Here is a 14651-nt window from a genome sequence, read left to right on the forward strand (position 1 = left end):
CTCGCCGAGCCGGAGCGGTACGCGCACCGGCCAAGGCCGACCGACCAGGTCGCCTGATCCTCGCCGAGCCGGAGCGGTACGCGCACCGGCCAAGGCCGACCGACCAGGTCGCCTGATCCTCGCCGAGCCGGAGCGGTACGCGCACCGGCCAAGGCTGACCGACCAGGTCGCCTGATCCTCGCCGAGCCGGAGCGGTACGCGCACCGGCCAAGGCTGACCGACCAGGCCGCCTGATCATCGCCGAGCCGATGCGGCACCCGCACCGACCAAGGCCGACCGGCCAGGCCGCCGGGTCCTCGCCGAGCCAGAGCGGTACACGCGCCCCCACCCCGGCTGACGGACCAGGCGCCGCCTGGGCCGTACCCGGCGCAGGGCAGCAACTGGGCGAGCTTCTTACTGTTCGGCCTTCTCGCTGTTCAGCCCCGCCGCGTGGAGCGCCGCCGGCGAGGTGGTACGCCCAGGCCCGTCGGGTACCCGGTGGGCCGAGGGAGTCCAGGGAGCGATGTACATGACCAGGAAGGCGGGACCGGGGACGAAGAGCCGGGGCCAGGCCGAACGTCTGCGCCGGACGGCGGCGGACGTCTTCGGCTGGGAGCACCTCCTGCCGGAGCAGCTCACGGCCATGGAGTGGGTGCTGCAAGGCCACGACACCCTGGTCGTCATGCCGACGGGGTCCGGCAAGTCGGCCGTCTACCAGGTGCCGGCGCTGCTGCTGTCCGGCCCGGTCGTCGTGGTGTCACCGCTGCTCGCGCTCCAGCGGGACCAGATCGCCGGTCTTCCCGAGGGCGACGACGCGCCCGGTGCCGTCGCGGTCAACTCGGACCTGGGCGCGGCGGAGACCGAAGCGGCCTGGGAGGACGTACGGTCGGGCCGGGCCCGCTTCGTCTATCTGGCACCGGAGCAGCTCGCCAGGGACGACGTCCTGGACGTGCTGGCCGGGGCGGGTCCGGCCCTGTTCGTGGTGGACGAGGCCCAGTGCGTCTCCTCCTGGGGCCATGACTTCCGCCCCGACTATCTGCGCCTGGAACAGGCCGCACACCGCGTGGGCAGACCGCCGGTCCTGGCCCTGACCGCGACCGCCGCCCCGCCCGTGCGCCGGGAGATCACCGAGCGCCTCGGCATGCGCCGGCCCCGGCTGATGATCACCGGATTCGACCGGCCGAACATCCGGCTGGAGGTCCGCCGTTTCCTGGAGGACGACGAGCGTCGACAGGCCGTGATCGAGCGGGCCGCCGCCGAACCCAAGCCGGGCATCGTCTACGCGGCGACCCGCAAGGACAGCGAGGAGTACGCGGCCGAACTCGCCTCTCTCGGGCTGGCCGCCGAGGCCTACCACGCCGGACTGCGCGCCGCCGAACGCGCCCGCGTCCACCGTGCCTTCCTGGCCGGTGAGACCGACGTCGTCGTGGCGACCTCGGCGTTCGGCATGGGCATCGACAAGGAGGACGTACGGTTCGTCCTGCACGCCTCGCTGCCCGGTTCCCTGGACGCCTACTACCAGGAGATCGGCCGCTGCGGCAGGGACGGGCACCCCGCCCTCGCGGTGCTGCACCACCGGTCGCAGGACACCGGGATGCAGACGTATTTCGCGGGCAGGACCCCGGGCCGCGCGATCCTGTCCCAGGTGGCCGAGGCCGTCCATCGGCATCGCGGGCACCCTCTCGACCTGAACGAGCTGCGCGAGGACACGGGACTGTCCCGGAACCGTGTCACCGCCGCGGTCAACCTCCTGGAGGAGGCCGGAGCCGTCACCACGGCGGAGGGCGGCGAGGTGCGCCCGGCCGAGGGCGTGTCACCCGGCCGGGCGGTACGGCGGGCGGAGCGGGCGGCCGAGGCCCATCGCCGTACGGACCGGTCGCGGGTGGACATGGCCCGGGCCTACGCCGAGACGACCGGCTGCCGACGGCACTTCCTCCTCGGCTATTTCGGCGAGGCGTACGAAGCCCCGTGCGGGAACTGCGACACGTGCGAGGAGGGGGCCGAGGAGGCCGCCCCGGCGGACCGTGGCGCGAGCCGCGACCAGCGGCCCGGGCACCCCACCGCCAGCCCCTACCCGACCGGGACCGAGGTCCGGCACGAGCAGTGGGGCGAGGGCACGGTGCTGAGCGAGGAACCGGACCGTATCACCGTGCTGTTCGACCGAGCCGGGTACCACACGCTCTCCCTGGAAGCCGTGGCGGACCACGACCACCTGCTCACCGTCCTGCGCCGCCCCGGCGAGGAACAGCCGGAGACCTGACAGCGGAGTACCTGACCGACCGGAGCCGTGGGGCCGTCGAGCCGTGGGGCCGTCGAGCCGTGGGGCTGTCAACCGGACTGACCCGGCCGAGGGAACCACGCACCCGGTGGCGTCCCCGAGTGGCCGGAACACATCGGTGGTGGCCAGACTCGATGACGGACCTGTGCTCGTCGTCCGCGGCGGGGTACCCGCGGGCGCACGAGTCGCCCTGCGTCAGGAGGCACCCGCATGGAGGCACCCGCATGACCTTCAACCCACTGGAACAACGGGGTATCCCGCTCGACCGTCAGCTGCGCAGTTGGCGTGAGCTGAACGTGCAGCCGATCGACCCGGACCGATGCGACCCCTACACCCGGTGCCGGATCATCACGATGAACGGGATCGAGGTGGAGGCGATCCTCTTCAGCCACCAGCTCGCCCGGAACACGGTCGACCCCGACGTCAAGCGGCAGCTGGCGCGGACCCGGTACATCGAGGCTCAGCAGCAGAAGGTCGTGAACTGGCTGCTGCCGGGCGTCTCCTCGGTGCTGGAGACGACCATCGCCTACGAGCAGGTCGCGGTGGACCTGACGGCGTGGGTCGCGCGCATGGAGCCGGACCCCTATCTGAAGCAGGCGTACCAGTTCGGCGTGCTGGAGGACTTCGACCACCTGTACCGGTACGCCAACCTCTACGAGATGATCGAGCACCGCAAGGCGGAGTCGATCGTGGACAACCTCACCGAGGTGATGCCGGGCAGGCCCACGCGGTTCCACCACCGCGATCCGGTCGACAACGTCCGCGACCCGTACGACAAGAACGCGACGGACCCGCTGTCGAAGCTGCACGCGCTGACGATCATGTCGGCGGAGCAGCAGACGATGAACTTCTACATGAACACCGGCCCCACCTACATGGAGCCGATCGCCCGTCAGCTCTACCAGGAGATCGGGCTGATCGAGGAAGAGCACGTCACGCACTACGAGTCCCTGGTCGACCCGGGCGAGACGTGGTGGGAGCAGCTGGTCAACCACGAGTACAACGAGTGCTACCTGTACTACTCCTTCATGGAGCAGGAGACCGACCCCAAGGTCAAGGCGATCTGGGAGCTGCACCTGAACATGGAGCTGGAGCACCTGCACACGGCCTGTGACCTGATGCGCCGCATCGACGGCCGCGAGCCGCAGGAGGTCCTGGCCCCGGAGCTGCCCAATGTGCTCACCTTCGAGCCGAACAAGCAGTACCTGCGTGAACTGCTGGACACCCAGATGGACCTGACGACTCTCGGCGCCGGCTATGTGCGGGAGGCCCACGAGCGGTTCGAGAAGATGCAGGAGCAGATCCACGGCGGCGAGGCACCGCCGAGCGACAGGGTCATGGCCGAGCACGACGCGATGTTCGGCCGCGAGTACCGCGTCCAGACCGAGGGCGGGCACCCCGACCCCGCCCAGCGCGAGAAGTGAGGCGGCCCGAGATGTCCGCACCGCACACGCCCCAGGCCGGCGACGACCGGGCCCCCGACATCGACGTGGTCGCCCTGCTGATGCGCCAGCACGGCGACATCCGCAACCTCTTCGACGAGGTCGAGCAGAGCGAGGGCGAGGCGCGCCGGGACGCGTACCACCGCCTGGTCCGTCTGCTGGCCGTGCACGAGACCGCGGAGGAGGAGGTCGTCCACCCCTTCGTCCGGCGCGCGGTGGAAGGCGGTGAGCAGATCGTCCGGGACCGTCTCGCGGAGGAGAAGTCGGCCAAGGAGACCCTCGCGGCCATGGACGAGATGGACACCGACGACCCGCAGTTCCTGCCCCGGCTGATGAAGCTGCGCACCGACGTGCAGGAGCACGCCCGGGCGGAGGAGCGCTACGAGTTCGCGCACATCCGGCGCAGCACCGACGTCACCAACCTCGCCGCCATGGCCAAGGCCGTCAAGGCGGCCGAGGCCATGGCGCCGACCCGGCCGCACCCCGGCGTCGAGTCCGCCGCGGCCAACGTGGCCCTCGGCCCCGTGGCCGCCCTCATGGACCGCACCAAGGACGCCGTCCGCAAGGCCATGGGCAACGGCTGAGAGGCGCGTACCGGCCGGCAGAGGCCTCAGCGAAGCCTCGTAAGGCCGCAGCGAAGACTCGTAGGGCCCCAGCGAAGACGCGCGGGATCACCGGCTCCGGCCCGGTGATCCCGCGCGTTCACCTCTGATCGCCGTACGGCGTCAGCCGCGACCAGGCGCGTACGACGCCGACATGCCGCGCCGCGCCTCGGACGACTCCGCCGCTCGCGCGGCCGCGCTGGCGGCCAGGGCCAGCAGCAGGGCCAGCGCGCCGACGATGACGTTGTTCACGATCGTCTTCGTCGTACTGACGTTGCCGGCGACCACCCACGGCGCGATGATCGCCCACACGCCCAGGGCGCAGGATGCCCACGCCATGCTGTGGGTGCGTTCGTAGGCACGGCCGAAGCCGCCGCTCATCAGGACCGCGTAGGCGATACCGGTGAGCAGGTTGGTGACGGCCAGGGTGGACAGGTTGTTGAAGCCCGTGATCCACGGCGATGCCGCGAGGTACAGACCGGTGAGCAGCGCCATGGTCTCGATGGCCTGGCCTTGCGGCGTGCTCGTGGCGCGCTCGGCCATCTCGTGCCGAAGGCGCATGTCGACGATGTCGGGGTGCGTCTCCATGGATGGCCTGGGGGAAGTGGTCATGGTCTTCACCTTCGGAGAGTGTTGTACGTCCACTTCCGCGAGTACCCGGACAGAGGCGAGCAACCTCGGACAAAGGGTAATGACTGTCGGTGGGTGTCCGTGGGTGTCCGGGCGAGTCCGGGACGGGCGCGCAATACCAGCCTCGGGGCCTCCCGGTCCGGGAGAGCCGGCGCGTCCGGTGAGTCCTCCGGCGCGCTGAAGCGGGGGCTCCCGAGTAGCGTGGGACCCGCGACGTGCTCATCGGCCGCCTTCCTCCGCGCGCCTGTCCGTCGTCCCCCGCGGCGTGACATCCCGCATGCGGCCCGGGCACCGAACCCTGATGACTGCGCGATTCCGGACAAGGCTGAAGGGGCGATCATGGCCTTTGCCACTTCCAAGGACGGCACACAGATCTATTTCAAGGACTGGGGGTCGGGCCCACCGGTGGTCTTCTCCCACGGCTGGCCACTGGTCGCGGACTCGTGGGATCCGCAGCTGAAGCTGATGGCGGACAACGGCTTCCGGGTCGTGGCCCACGACCGGCGCGGGGGCGGACGCTCGGGCCAGCCCTGGCAGGGCAACGACCTCGACACGTACGCCGACGATCTGGCCTCGGTCATCGAGACCCTCGAGCTCCGCGACGTCATCCTGGTCGGTCACTCGACCGGTGGGGGAGAGGTCACGCGCTACATCGGCCGGCACGGCTCGGGCCGTGTCGCCAAGGTGGTCCTGCTCGGGGCGATCCCCCCGCTCATGCTCAGGACGGAAGCGAACCCTGAGGGGCTGCCGGTCGACGTCTTCGACGAGATCCGAAACGGCGTGCTGACGGACCGCTCCCAGTACTACAAGGACCTCAGCGCTCCCTTCTACGGCGCCAACCGCGAGGGATCGACCGTCTCGCAGGGGACCCGCGACCAGTTCTGGCTCTGGAGCATGTCGGTGGGCATCAAGGGCGCCCACGACTGCGTCAAGGCGTTCTCGGAGACCGACCTCACCGAGGATCTCAAGAAGTTCGACGTCCCCACGCTGATCATCCACGGCGACGACGACCAGATCGTCCCTATCGTGGCATCCGCGAACAAGTCGTCGCAGATCGTCAAGGACGCGATCCTCAAGGTCTACCCAGGTGCTCCGCACGGCTTGTCGATGGTCCCCGAGTTCGCGGAACGGTTCGACGCCGACCTGCTGGAATTCGCCCGGGGCTGACCGGCCACGCCCTTCCGAGGCGCGGGTGGTGCCGTCACGGACGTGGATCGGGTCGGGTTCGCGACCCGACGCGTGGCGGAGCCCCCACCCCCGCTGCCCGCCCGCGCGTCCGGATTCGGGTGGCTCATGGCCGGACCGAGGCGGCGCCGGACACCGGGTGGTCGGCAGTGTGGAAGACGGACACACCGTCCATCCGGAGCGCACTGATATCGGAAGGTTCAGAGGTCATGAGCGAGATCATCGCGGGGGTCGAGATTCCCGAGACGGCGGCGGTCGCCGAAGCCACCCGCCTCATGCGGAAGATGACCAGCCCCCTCATCTACCATCACTCCCGCCGCGTCTTCGTCTTCGGTGTCATTCACGCTCGCAGGCTCGGTGTGGAGCCCGACCCGGAGCTTCTCTACCTGTCCGCCATGTTCCACGACACCGGCCTCATGACGCCGTTCTCCGACGTGGAGCAGCGCTTCGAGGTCGATGGAGCCGACCACGCACGCAAGTTCATGCTCGACCACGGTTTCCCCGCCACGGCCGCCGACGTGGTGTGGACGGCGATCGCGCTGCACACGACCCCGGAAATTCCCGGGCGGATGGGCGCGGAGATAGCCATTACGAATCTCGGGGTTCTGACCGACGTGCTGGGTCTGGGTCTGGACGAGCTGGATCGCAGCCAGGTGGACGAGATCACCGCAGTCCATCCACGGGGCGACTTCAAGAACGAGTTCTTGCAGGCCTTCGTCGACGGACTCAAGCACCGCCCGGAGACCACGAACGGAACCGTGAATTCGGATGTACTGGAGCACTTCGTTCCCGGCTTCCGTCGCACCACCACGGTCGAACGCATCATCGGCGCTCCCTGGCCGAGCTGATCAGGACCCCTGGCCGCTGGAGGAGGCTGCGATCTGTATGGGTGACCGGCACGGGCCCGGACGGTCCGAGCGGGAGGACCCGCTCGGAGGCGAATGGGAGAGGCACCAGCCCGCGGTTTTCGGTGTGGCCTACCGGCTGCTGGGCAGTGTGGCCGATGCCGAAGACGTGACCCAGGACGTGTGGCTGCGCGCGGCCGGAGCGGATCTGGCGGACATCGGTGATCTGCGGGCCTGGCTGGTGACGGTGGCCGCGCGACGGTCGTACGACATTCTCAGGAGTGCCCGTTTCCGCCGGGAGGCCTATGTCGGGCCGTGGCTGCCGGAGCCGCTGCTGACAGGGACGGACGCGTCGCAGCCGGTACTCGTCGACGAGTCCGTCAGTTCGGCGATGCTCCTGATCATGGAAGAGCTGAGCCCGCCGGAGCGGGTGGCCTTCGTGCTGCACGACGTCTTCGGTCTTGAGTTCGGCCGGATCGCCGAAGTGCTGGACGTCTCCGCGCCGAGCGCCCGGCAGCTCGCCTCGCGGGCCCGACGGCGGGTGGCCAAGGCGAAGCAGTCCACGCCGCAGGCGTCGAAGACGGAGCGCGAACGCGTCCTCACGGCCTTCCGCGCCGCCTACGAGGCCGGGGACCTGGCCGGCCTGGTCAGGCTCCTTCACCCGGACGCCGTCTACGTCACCGACGGGGGCGGCAAGGTCTCCGCGGCACGCAAGCTCATACACGGCGGCGAGCGCGTCGCCCAGGTCATGGTGCGCACGGGGCACCGGTGGCACCCGGACCGCATCGACCTGGCCGAGGTCGGCGGCGAGCCGGCCCTCGTGTTCCACCGGGAAGGCCGGGTCTACTCCGTCGACACGGTCCAGATCGCAGACGGTCTGATCACCGCGTACCGCAGGGTCATCAACCCGGACAAACTCGTGCGCCTCTGAGCTGTCACACCCGCGGGGGCTACCTCGTCTCCCTGATGAGAACGCACGACGGGCGACGAAGGAACGCGCGAACAGGTGAAATCGATCATGCGGGACGGCATACATCTACCTGCCCCGTCTTCCCGATGACGAGCCGCTGTGAGCCCTGTGTCCGAACGGGCCGCGCGCCTCAGTCGCCCCTCCCAGTAAGGATCCCTATGCAAGCCATCACCGTTCGGGACCGTAACGCCGGTCTCGCCGGGATGTCCCTGACGGACATGCCCTACCCCCATGCGGCCGAGAACGACGTCATCGTGCGGGTGCACGCCGCGGGCTTCACCCCCGGAGAGCTGGACTGGCCCGCCACGTGGACCGATCGCGCCGGCCGCGACCGGACGCCGAGCGTGCCCGGGCACGAGCTGTCCGGTGTCGTCGTGGAGCTGGGGTACGGCACCACCGGCCTGAGCGTCGGACAGCGGGTGTTCGGCCTGGCCGACTGGGCCCGCGACGGCACCCTCGCCGAGTACACCGCGGTGGAAGCCCGCAACCTGGCCCCGCTGCCGGCGGACGTCGACCACACCGTGGCCGCCGCGCTGCCGATCTCCGGGCTCACCGCCTGGCAGGGCCTGTTCGACCACGGCCGCCTCACCACAGGCCAGACCGTTCTGATCCACGGTGCCGCGGGCGGCGTCGGCTCGATCGCGGTACAGCTCGCCCGCGAGGCCGGCGCCCGCGTCATCGGCACCGGCCGGTCCGCCGCCCGGGAAAGGGCGCTCGCCCTGGGCGTCGACACCTTCATCGACCTTCAGACCGAGAAGCTCGAGGACGCCGGAGAGGCCGACGTCGTGTTCGACGTGATCGGCGGCGACATCCTCGACCGCTCGGCCGCCCTGGTCCGCCCCGGCGGCACACTCGTCACCATCGTCACGCCGCCCGAGGTCCGGCCCAAGGACGGGCGGGCGATCTTCTTCGTCGTCGAACCCGACCGCGCCCGGCTCGCCGATCTCGCCACGCGGCTGAGGGACGGCCGGCTCAAGCCGGACGTCGGTGCGGTGCGGCCGCTCGCCGAGGCACCCTCCGCGTTCGCCCCCGGCAAGCGCACCCCCGGCAAGACGATCATCCGCGTCACGGAAGACTGAACCAGGAGACCGATCATGATCAAATCGCGGATCGCCGGCGGCTTGCTGGCCGTCGCCGCCCTGGCCGCGGCCACGGCCTGCTCGACCTCGAACCAGCCGGCCCACGCCAACAGGCCGACCGCGGCCGCGGCATCGCCAGCGGCCATGGCGTCGACGCGCCCCTCCGAAACCCTCAAGCCGCTGCTCCAGCAGGCCCTTCCGAATGTGAAGGGCAAGGCGTTCACCTCGGTGATCGTCGACTTCCCGCCCAACGCGAAGGCGCTGCCGCACCGGCACGGCCAGGCGTTCGTCTACGCCTACGTCCTCGAAGGCACCGTGCGCAGCCGACTCGACGGAAAGCCCGTGAGCACCTACCACCAGGGCGAGAACTGGGTCGAGGAGCCGGGCGCCCACCACGTCCTCACCGAGAACACCAGCCCGACCAAGCGGGCCAGGCTCCTGGTCGTCTTCGTCTCCAACACCGGAGAAAAGCTCAAGGTCGACGACCCGAAGTCATAGCCCGGGACACCAAGACGCGCCCGAAGGGCGGGCGCGCACCACACGAACGAATCGAAGGAACCATGACCGACACCCAGCGCGTCAACATCGGCAAGCAGCACCCGGCCGCCTACAAGACCCTCATCGCCCTGTCGTCCGAGGTGGAACAGGCCACCGCCGCGGCGGGCCTCGACCCGCTCCTGGTCGAGCTGCTGAGAATCCGCGCCTCCCAGATCAACGGCTGCGCGTTCTGCCTGCGCATGCACACCGCCGACGCCCTCAAGAAGGGCGAGAACCCCGACCGGATCGCCGTGCTGCCCGGCTGGGCGGAGACCGGCTACTTCTCCGAGACCGACCGCGCCGCCCTCCGCCTGACCGAGGCGATCACACGCGTGCCGGACGGACACGTCAGCGACGAGGACTACAACGCCGCCGCGGCCGTACTCACCACGGACCAGATCTCGGCAGTCGCCTGGCTGGCCACCGTGATGAACGCCTTCAACCGCGTCGCGATCACCAGCCGCTACCCCGTCGGCAGCTGAAACGCGCGGAGGCGTCCGACGGCGTACGCGCACGGGAACGGCCGGGGGAGCCGGCTTCCCATCCCGCCGGCACGTACGCCGCCCCCATGACCGGATCGGCATGTCCGGGCACGCGCGGCGGTGTCCGGTTCTCGCTGGTCCGCGGTAAATGCCTGGACTGAGAAACTCCGCGGACGGGAGACTTCCGACTTCCGAACCTCCGGGAGTGTGATGGGGACAACAACAGATACGCGAGGGCCGGCGCCGGGCAGGGGCGCGGTCGTTCTGGCACTACGCCGCTACGGCCGGGAACTGCTGCGACTACGACTGCTGACCCTGCCCGCGCTGCTGTTGCCGGCCGTCGGCAACATCGGCATCCGCTACGTCGCCCCGCTGCTGATCGCCAAACTGGCAGGACAGGCCGCCGACCACGGCGGTCTCACCCTCGGCTCGGCGCTGCCGTACGTGCTGGGCTTCGGCGTGACGCTGCTGCTCGCCGAGGCCGTGTGGCGGATCGGGCAGCACTGCCTGAACCGCGTGGACGCCCTCGGCATGGAACACCTGTACGTGAGCGGCATGGACGAACTCCTGGCGAAGGACGCGGCATTCTTCCACGACAACTTCGCCGGCTCCCTGACCAAACGGGTGCTCAGCTTCGGCAAGCGCTTCGAGGACTTCGTCGACACGGTGACGTACCGGATCGTGGGCAGTCTCGTCCCCCTGGTGTTCGGTGCCGTGGTGCTGTGGACCTACGAACCGATGCTCGTCGCCGGCCTTCTTGTGATGATCGCGCTGACCGTGGTGGCCGCGACGCCTCTGATCCGTCGCAGGCAGCGGCTCGTCAACGACCGTGAGGCGGCGATCGCCCGGGTCTCCGGCCACGTCGCCGACAGCCTCATGAACATGGAGACCATCCGGGCGTTCGCGGCGGAGCGGCGGGAGGCCGACGAACACCGCGACCGTGTCGCGGACTCCCGTCGCCTGACGCTGAGGTCCTGGGACTACGGCAATCTGCGCGTCGACACCCTGGTCGCCCCCATGTCCGTGCTGACCAACGTGCTGGGGCTGTTGGTCGCGATCGCCTTCGGTGGCTCGGGCCAGGGAGTCGAGGAGATCGTCGTCACGTTCACCTACTACTCCAACGCCACACAGATCATGTTCGAGTTCAACCAGATCTACCGGCGTCTGGAAAGCTCGATGACCGAGGCCGCGCAGTTCACGGAGCTGCTGCTGGATCCGCCCACCGTGCTCGACCCGGCGACACCCGAACCGCTCGCACCTCGGCACACAGGCATCCGCTTCGAGGCGGTGACCTTCGCCCACGCGGGTACGAAGCCGATTTTCCAGGGACTCGACCTGGACGTGCCCGCAGGCGCACGGATCGGTCTGGTCGGCAGGTCCGGCGGCGGCAAGACCACGCTCACCCGGCTCCTGCTGCGGATGTCGGACCTTGACGACGGACGCATCCTGATCGGTGGTCAGGACATCAGCCGGCTGCGCCAGACCGACCTGCGCTCACTGATCGCCTACGTCCCCCAGGAACCCGCCATGTTCCACCGCAGCCTGCGGGACAACATCGCCTTCGCCCGGCCCGGCGCCACCGACGAGGAGATCCACGCGGCGGCCGCGGCGGCGCACGTCACGGAGTTCGCCGACCAACTCCCCGACGGCTTCGCCACTCTGGTGGGGGAGCGGGGAGTCAAACTCTCGGGCGGCCAGCGCCAGCGCGTCGCCCTCGCCAGGGCCATCCTGCGCGACGCCCCGATCCTGCTGCTCGACGAGGCGACCAGCGCGCTGGACTCGGAGAGCGAACTCCTCGTCCAGGACGCCCTGTGGCGCTTGATGGACGGACGTACGGCCCTCGTGGTCGCCCACCGTCTGAGCACCGTCGCCGGCATGGACCGTCTGGTCGTTCTCGACCGGGGAAGCGTCGTCGAGCAGGGCACCCACGAGGAACTGCTCGCGGCGGACGGTGCCTACGCCAAGCTGTGGCAGCACCAGTCGGGCGGCTTCCTCGGCGAGAACACCGAGTCGGCCCTCGGAGGCCTGGTCCCGGAAGCCGGTTCCAGCGGGCTGCCCGGACCGGCCGACCCGGCGCCGGACGGGGGCCGCACGACGTCGTCGCACGCTCGTACGAGCACCGGGTCCACATGACCGAGTCGGTTCCCGGACATCCTCGACCGCCGAGGGAGCCCCGCTGATACCTCTGTCGGCTTCGACTCTGTCGTCACCGGGTCCGAAAGATCACGGCGGCCGGCGGGTGGCTCGCAGGCAAGCATCCCCGCTTCCTCGCCGAGACAACCGGTGACGGACGCGTCGACATCGTCGGCTTCGGCGGCCCGGGAGTGTACGTGGCCCGCAACCTCTTCCGCCGCTTCAGGACCCGATGAACGCGGCCCGGGCGGTGCTGAACGGGCGGGCGCGCGCCCTCGGCCACGTCCTCTCACCGGGTGTCGACGATGCCCCCGGTCACCGCGATGACCTCGCCGACGGTGTAGCTCGAGTCGGCGTCCGAGGCGAGGTAGACATACGTCGGCGCGATCTCCTCCGGCTGTGCCGCGCGGCCCAGCGGTGCTTCGCTCCCGATCTGCGCCAGGCCGTCCGGAGGCATGTGCTCGTCCGCCTCGTTCAGCGGCGTCCAGGTCGGACCAGGTGCCACCACGTTCGCGCGCACGCCCCGCCGGGCCAGGTGTATGGCGACGGACTTGGTCAGGGTGATCAACGCCGCCTTGGACGCCGCGTAATCGATCATCGTCTCGCTGCCCTTGAGGGCCTCCTCCGTCGCCGTGGCGATGACCGCGTCCCCGGGCTCCAGGTGGGGCAGCGCCGCCATGAGCAAGTGGAAGTACGCGTAGACGTTGGTCTTGAACGTCCGGTCGAAGTCTTCGCCGGTGAGCTGCTCCAGCTCCAGCTTGCTGTTGAGATAAGCGGCGTTGCTCACCAGGATGTTCAGGCCGCCGAGTTCGGCCACGGTCCGCTCGACGGCCTCGCGGCAGAAAGCCGGATCGGTGAGGTCGCCGGGCAGCAGCAGGCAGCGACGGCCCTGCTCCTCCACCTCGCGCCGTACCTGCTCTGCGTCCACCCGCTCGTCCGGCAGATGGACGATGGCGACGTCGGCGCCCTCGCGCGCGTACAGCAATGCGACCGCGCGTCCGATGCCGGAATCACCACCGGTGATCAGCGCGACCTTGTCCTCCAGCTTTCCGCCGGCGCGGTACCGGCTCGCCCGATAGCGCGGCGAGGTGCGCATGTCGGCCTCCAGGCCGGGTCGCTGCTGCTTGTCGGGGTCGTAGGGCGGGGCGGGCTCGGAGACGACCTGTGGTGCGGACGGTTCCTGCTCGGGCAGCAAGGCTTTCCCTTCGACGGAGTTGTTCACGGCGGGCCATGCTCGCGCGTGCCGCGCCAGGCTTCCGTGCATCGCGTGCCCGGTCCGGCGGCAGCCAACCAACCCCGCACGCACCATGGACCTCACCAGTCCAGATCGGCGACCACGGCGTAGTGATCCGACGGCGGCGGCTCACCGGCGCCGGCGAGAGCAGCGGCCCGGACCGTGAGTGGACGGTCAGGCGTGCCGGGGCGGGCCAGGATGTGGTCGATCCGTCCGTCTGCGAGCCACTCCTGATCCCCCACGAAGCTGTTCCTCGTGGTGAAGGTGTGGCCGGGCTCCGCGGGACGCGCGGCGGCCCAGGCGTCGACGAGAACCTCCGCCAGCGGCTGGAATTCCGGTGCGTCCGGACGCGCGTTCAGGTCGGCGACCAGGATGACGGGCATCGGGCCGTCGAGCGCGGGGTCGCTGAGCAGGGCCGCCAGCGCTTGGGCCTGGGCGAGCCGGGCATCACCACCGACGTGCCAGTCCAGGCAGGCCGTCGTCACATGGAGGGGACCTGACGGATGGTCGAAGGTGACGACAAGTGCCACCGAGGGCTCGCTGTGTGGCGGGGGGCCGTCCGGCCCGTCGGGCAGCTTCTCCCGGCGGTGCTCCAGAACGGACCAGCGGCCGAGTACCGCCAGACCGAGGGGCGCGGCGTCGGGGCCCGGTTGTGGCTCCGGCATGCGGCTCGGAGCGAAGACCGCCCGCAGGCCGAGCCGGGCGGCCAACTCGTGGGACTGGCTGGTTCCGCGGGTGCTCCATGTCTCCTGTAGGCACACGACGTCCGGTCGTAGCTCTTCCAGCGTCGCCTCGATCCGTGGAGCTCGCTGCCGCCAGGGCCCGAAGCGGCCCCAGAGGTTCCACGTCACTACTCGCATGTGGACGGCCTGCCCTGGGGAGAAGCGGGTCCCGGGTGCGGTGTCAGGCGTGTCGTCGGGCCCAGAGCGGGGTGACGAATGCGATGAGGACGGCGGCGATGCCGATCTGGAAGACATGGCGGATCCAGTCGATGCCGCCGGTGTCGCGCACCCCGAAGGCGGTGGCGAGCGCGTTGCCGGCGACGGCGCCGAGGATGCCCATGATGACCGTCAGCCACAGAGGAATGGGCTGACGCCCGGGCACGACGAGCTTGGCCAGCAGGCCGATGATGAGGCCCGCGATGATGGCCCACAGGAACGACACGACAACTCCTTCCGTTCGTTGCCCCTTTCGGGCATGACTCCGTGTGCCCGCCGGAGGCCGCCATAAGCGTGCGTCTGTCACACGGGCCGTT

The 14651-nt window shown here is 70.0% G+C and carries 14 protein-coding genes and 1 pseudogene; 11 read left to right on the forward strand and 4 right to left on the reverse strand.

The window, feature by feature from the left end; all coding sequences use genetic code 11:
• The first annotated feature begins 508 nt into the window (after positions 1-508).
• The 3 genes from ACZ4WH_RS21945 (at position 509) to ACZ4WH_RS21955 (ending at position 4283) form a co-directional block, all read left to right on the forward strand.
• Positions 509-2239 carry a RecQ family ATP-dependent DNA helicase gene (locus ACZ4WH_RS21945; protein ID WP_468182884.1) on the forward strand — a complete coding sequence of 577 codons (1731 nt, stop codon included), beginning with the start codon at positions 509-511 and terminating at the stop codon, positions 2237-2239.
• Positions 2240-2481: 242 nt separating this feature from the next.
• On the forward strand, positions 2482-3681 hold the full coding sequence (locus tag ACZ4WH_RS21950; RefSeq protein ID WP_468182886.1) for a hypothetical protein: 1200 nt from the start codon (positions 2482-2484) through the stop codon (positions 3679-3681).
• Between the two features lie 11 nt (positions 3682-3692).
• Positions 3693-4283: a hemerythrin domain-containing protein gene (locus ACZ4WH_RS21955; RefSeq protein WP_468182888.1), complete on the forward strand. Its 591-nt coding sequence runs from the start codon at positions 3693-3695 to the stop codon at positions 4281-4283.
• Positions 4284-4424: 141 nt separating this feature from the next.
• Here ACZ4WH_RS21955 and ACZ4WH_RS21960 read toward each other — a convergent pair whose 3' ends face one another.
• Positions 4425-4913: an SPW repeat protein gene (locus ACZ4WH_RS21960; RefSeq protein ID WP_356340331.1), complete on the reverse strand. Its 489-nt coding sequence runs from the start codon at positions 4911-4913 to the stop codon at positions 4425-4427.
• Between the two features lie 357 nt (positions 4914-5270).
• Between ACZ4WH_RS21960 and ACZ4WH_RS21965 the strand changes: the two genes are divergently transcribed.
• From ACZ4WH_RS21965 to ACZ4WH_RS22000, 8 genes and pseudogenes are all read left to right on the forward strand, one after another.
• Positions 5271-6098: an alpha/beta fold hydrolase gene (locus ACZ4WH_RS21965; RefSeq protein WP_468182890.1), complete on the forward strand. Its 828-nt coding sequence runs from the start codon at positions 5271-5273 to the stop codon at positions 6096-6098.
• Between the two features lie 227 nt (positions 6099-6325).
• A complete protein-coding gene (locus tag ACZ4WH_RS21970; protein ID WP_468182892.1) occupies positions 6326-6964 on the forward strand; it encodes an HD domain-containing protein in 639 nt (212 codons plus the stop codon).
• A 37-nt stretch (positions 6965-7001) separates the two neighbouring features.
• The gene (sigJ, locus tag ACZ4WH_RS21975) at positions 7002-7892 is read left to right on the forward strand and encodes an RNA polymerase sigma factor SigJ (protein ID WP_468182894.1); all 891 of its coding nucleotides are present in this window, start codon (positions 7002-7004) and stop codon (positions 7890-7892) included.
• Between the two features lie 197 nt (positions 7893-8089).
• Positions 8090-9010: an NADP-dependent oxidoreductase gene (locus ACZ4WH_RS21980; protein ID WP_468182896.1), complete on the forward strand. Its 921-nt coding sequence runs from the start codon at positions 8090-8092 to the stop codon at positions 9008-9010.
• Positions 9011-9025: 15 nt separating this feature from the next.
• Positions 9026-9508, forward strand: a complete 483-nt coding sequence (locus tag ACZ4WH_RS21985) for a cupin domain-containing protein (protein WP_468182897.1) — start codon at positions 9026-9028, stop codon at positions 9506-9508.
• A 62-nt stretch (positions 9509-9570) separates the two neighbouring features.
• Entirely contained in the window at positions 9571-10029 is a 459-nt protein-coding gene (locus ACZ4WH_RS21990) for a carboxymuconolactone decarboxylase family protein (RefSeq protein WP_468182899.1), read from the forward strand.
• Between the two features lie 210 nt (positions 10030-10239).
• On the forward strand, positions 10240-12162 hold the full coding sequence (locus ACZ4WH_RS21995; RefSeq protein WP_468182901.1) for an ABC transporter ATP-binding protein: 1923 nt from the start codon (positions 10240-10242) through the stop codon (positions 12160-12162).
• Positions 12163-12260: 98 nt separating this feature from the next.
• A pseudogene (locus ACZ4WH_RS22000) lies at positions 12261-12398 on the forward strand (VCBS repeat-containing protein); the annotation flags it as partial.
• 53 nt (positions 12399-12451) lie between these two features.
• Here the strand turns inward: ACZ4WH_RS22000 and ACZ4WH_RS22005 are convergent.
• The 3 genes from ACZ4WH_RS22005 to ACZ4WH_RS22015 all read right to left on the reverse strand — a co-directional run bounded on the left by ACZ4WH_RS22005 (position 12452) and on the right by ACZ4WH_RS22015 (position 14560).
• Positions 12452-13384 (reverse strand): SDR family oxidoreductase, encoded by a 933-nt coding sequence (locus tag ACZ4WH_RS22005; RefSeq protein ID WP_468182903.1) that lies wholly within the window; start codon positions 13382-13384, stop codon positions 12452-12454.
• Positions 13385-13476: 92 nt separating this feature from the next.
• Positions 13477-14256, reverse strand: coding sequence for an endonuclease/exonuclease/phosphatase family protein (locus tag ACZ4WH_RS22010; protein WP_468182905.1), 780 nt, complete (start codon positions 14254-14256; stop codon positions 13477-13479).
• A 43-nt stretch (positions 14257-14299) separates the two neighbouring features.
• Positions 14300-14560, reverse strand: coding sequence for a GlsB/YeaQ/YmgE family stress response membrane protein (locus ACZ4WH_RS22015; protein ID WP_468182907.1), 261 nt, complete (start codon positions 14558-14560; stop codon positions 14300-14302).
• Positions 14561-14651 lie beyond the last annotated feature (91 nt).

Source organism: Streptomyces sp. NPDC029138, assembly GCF_055564375.1.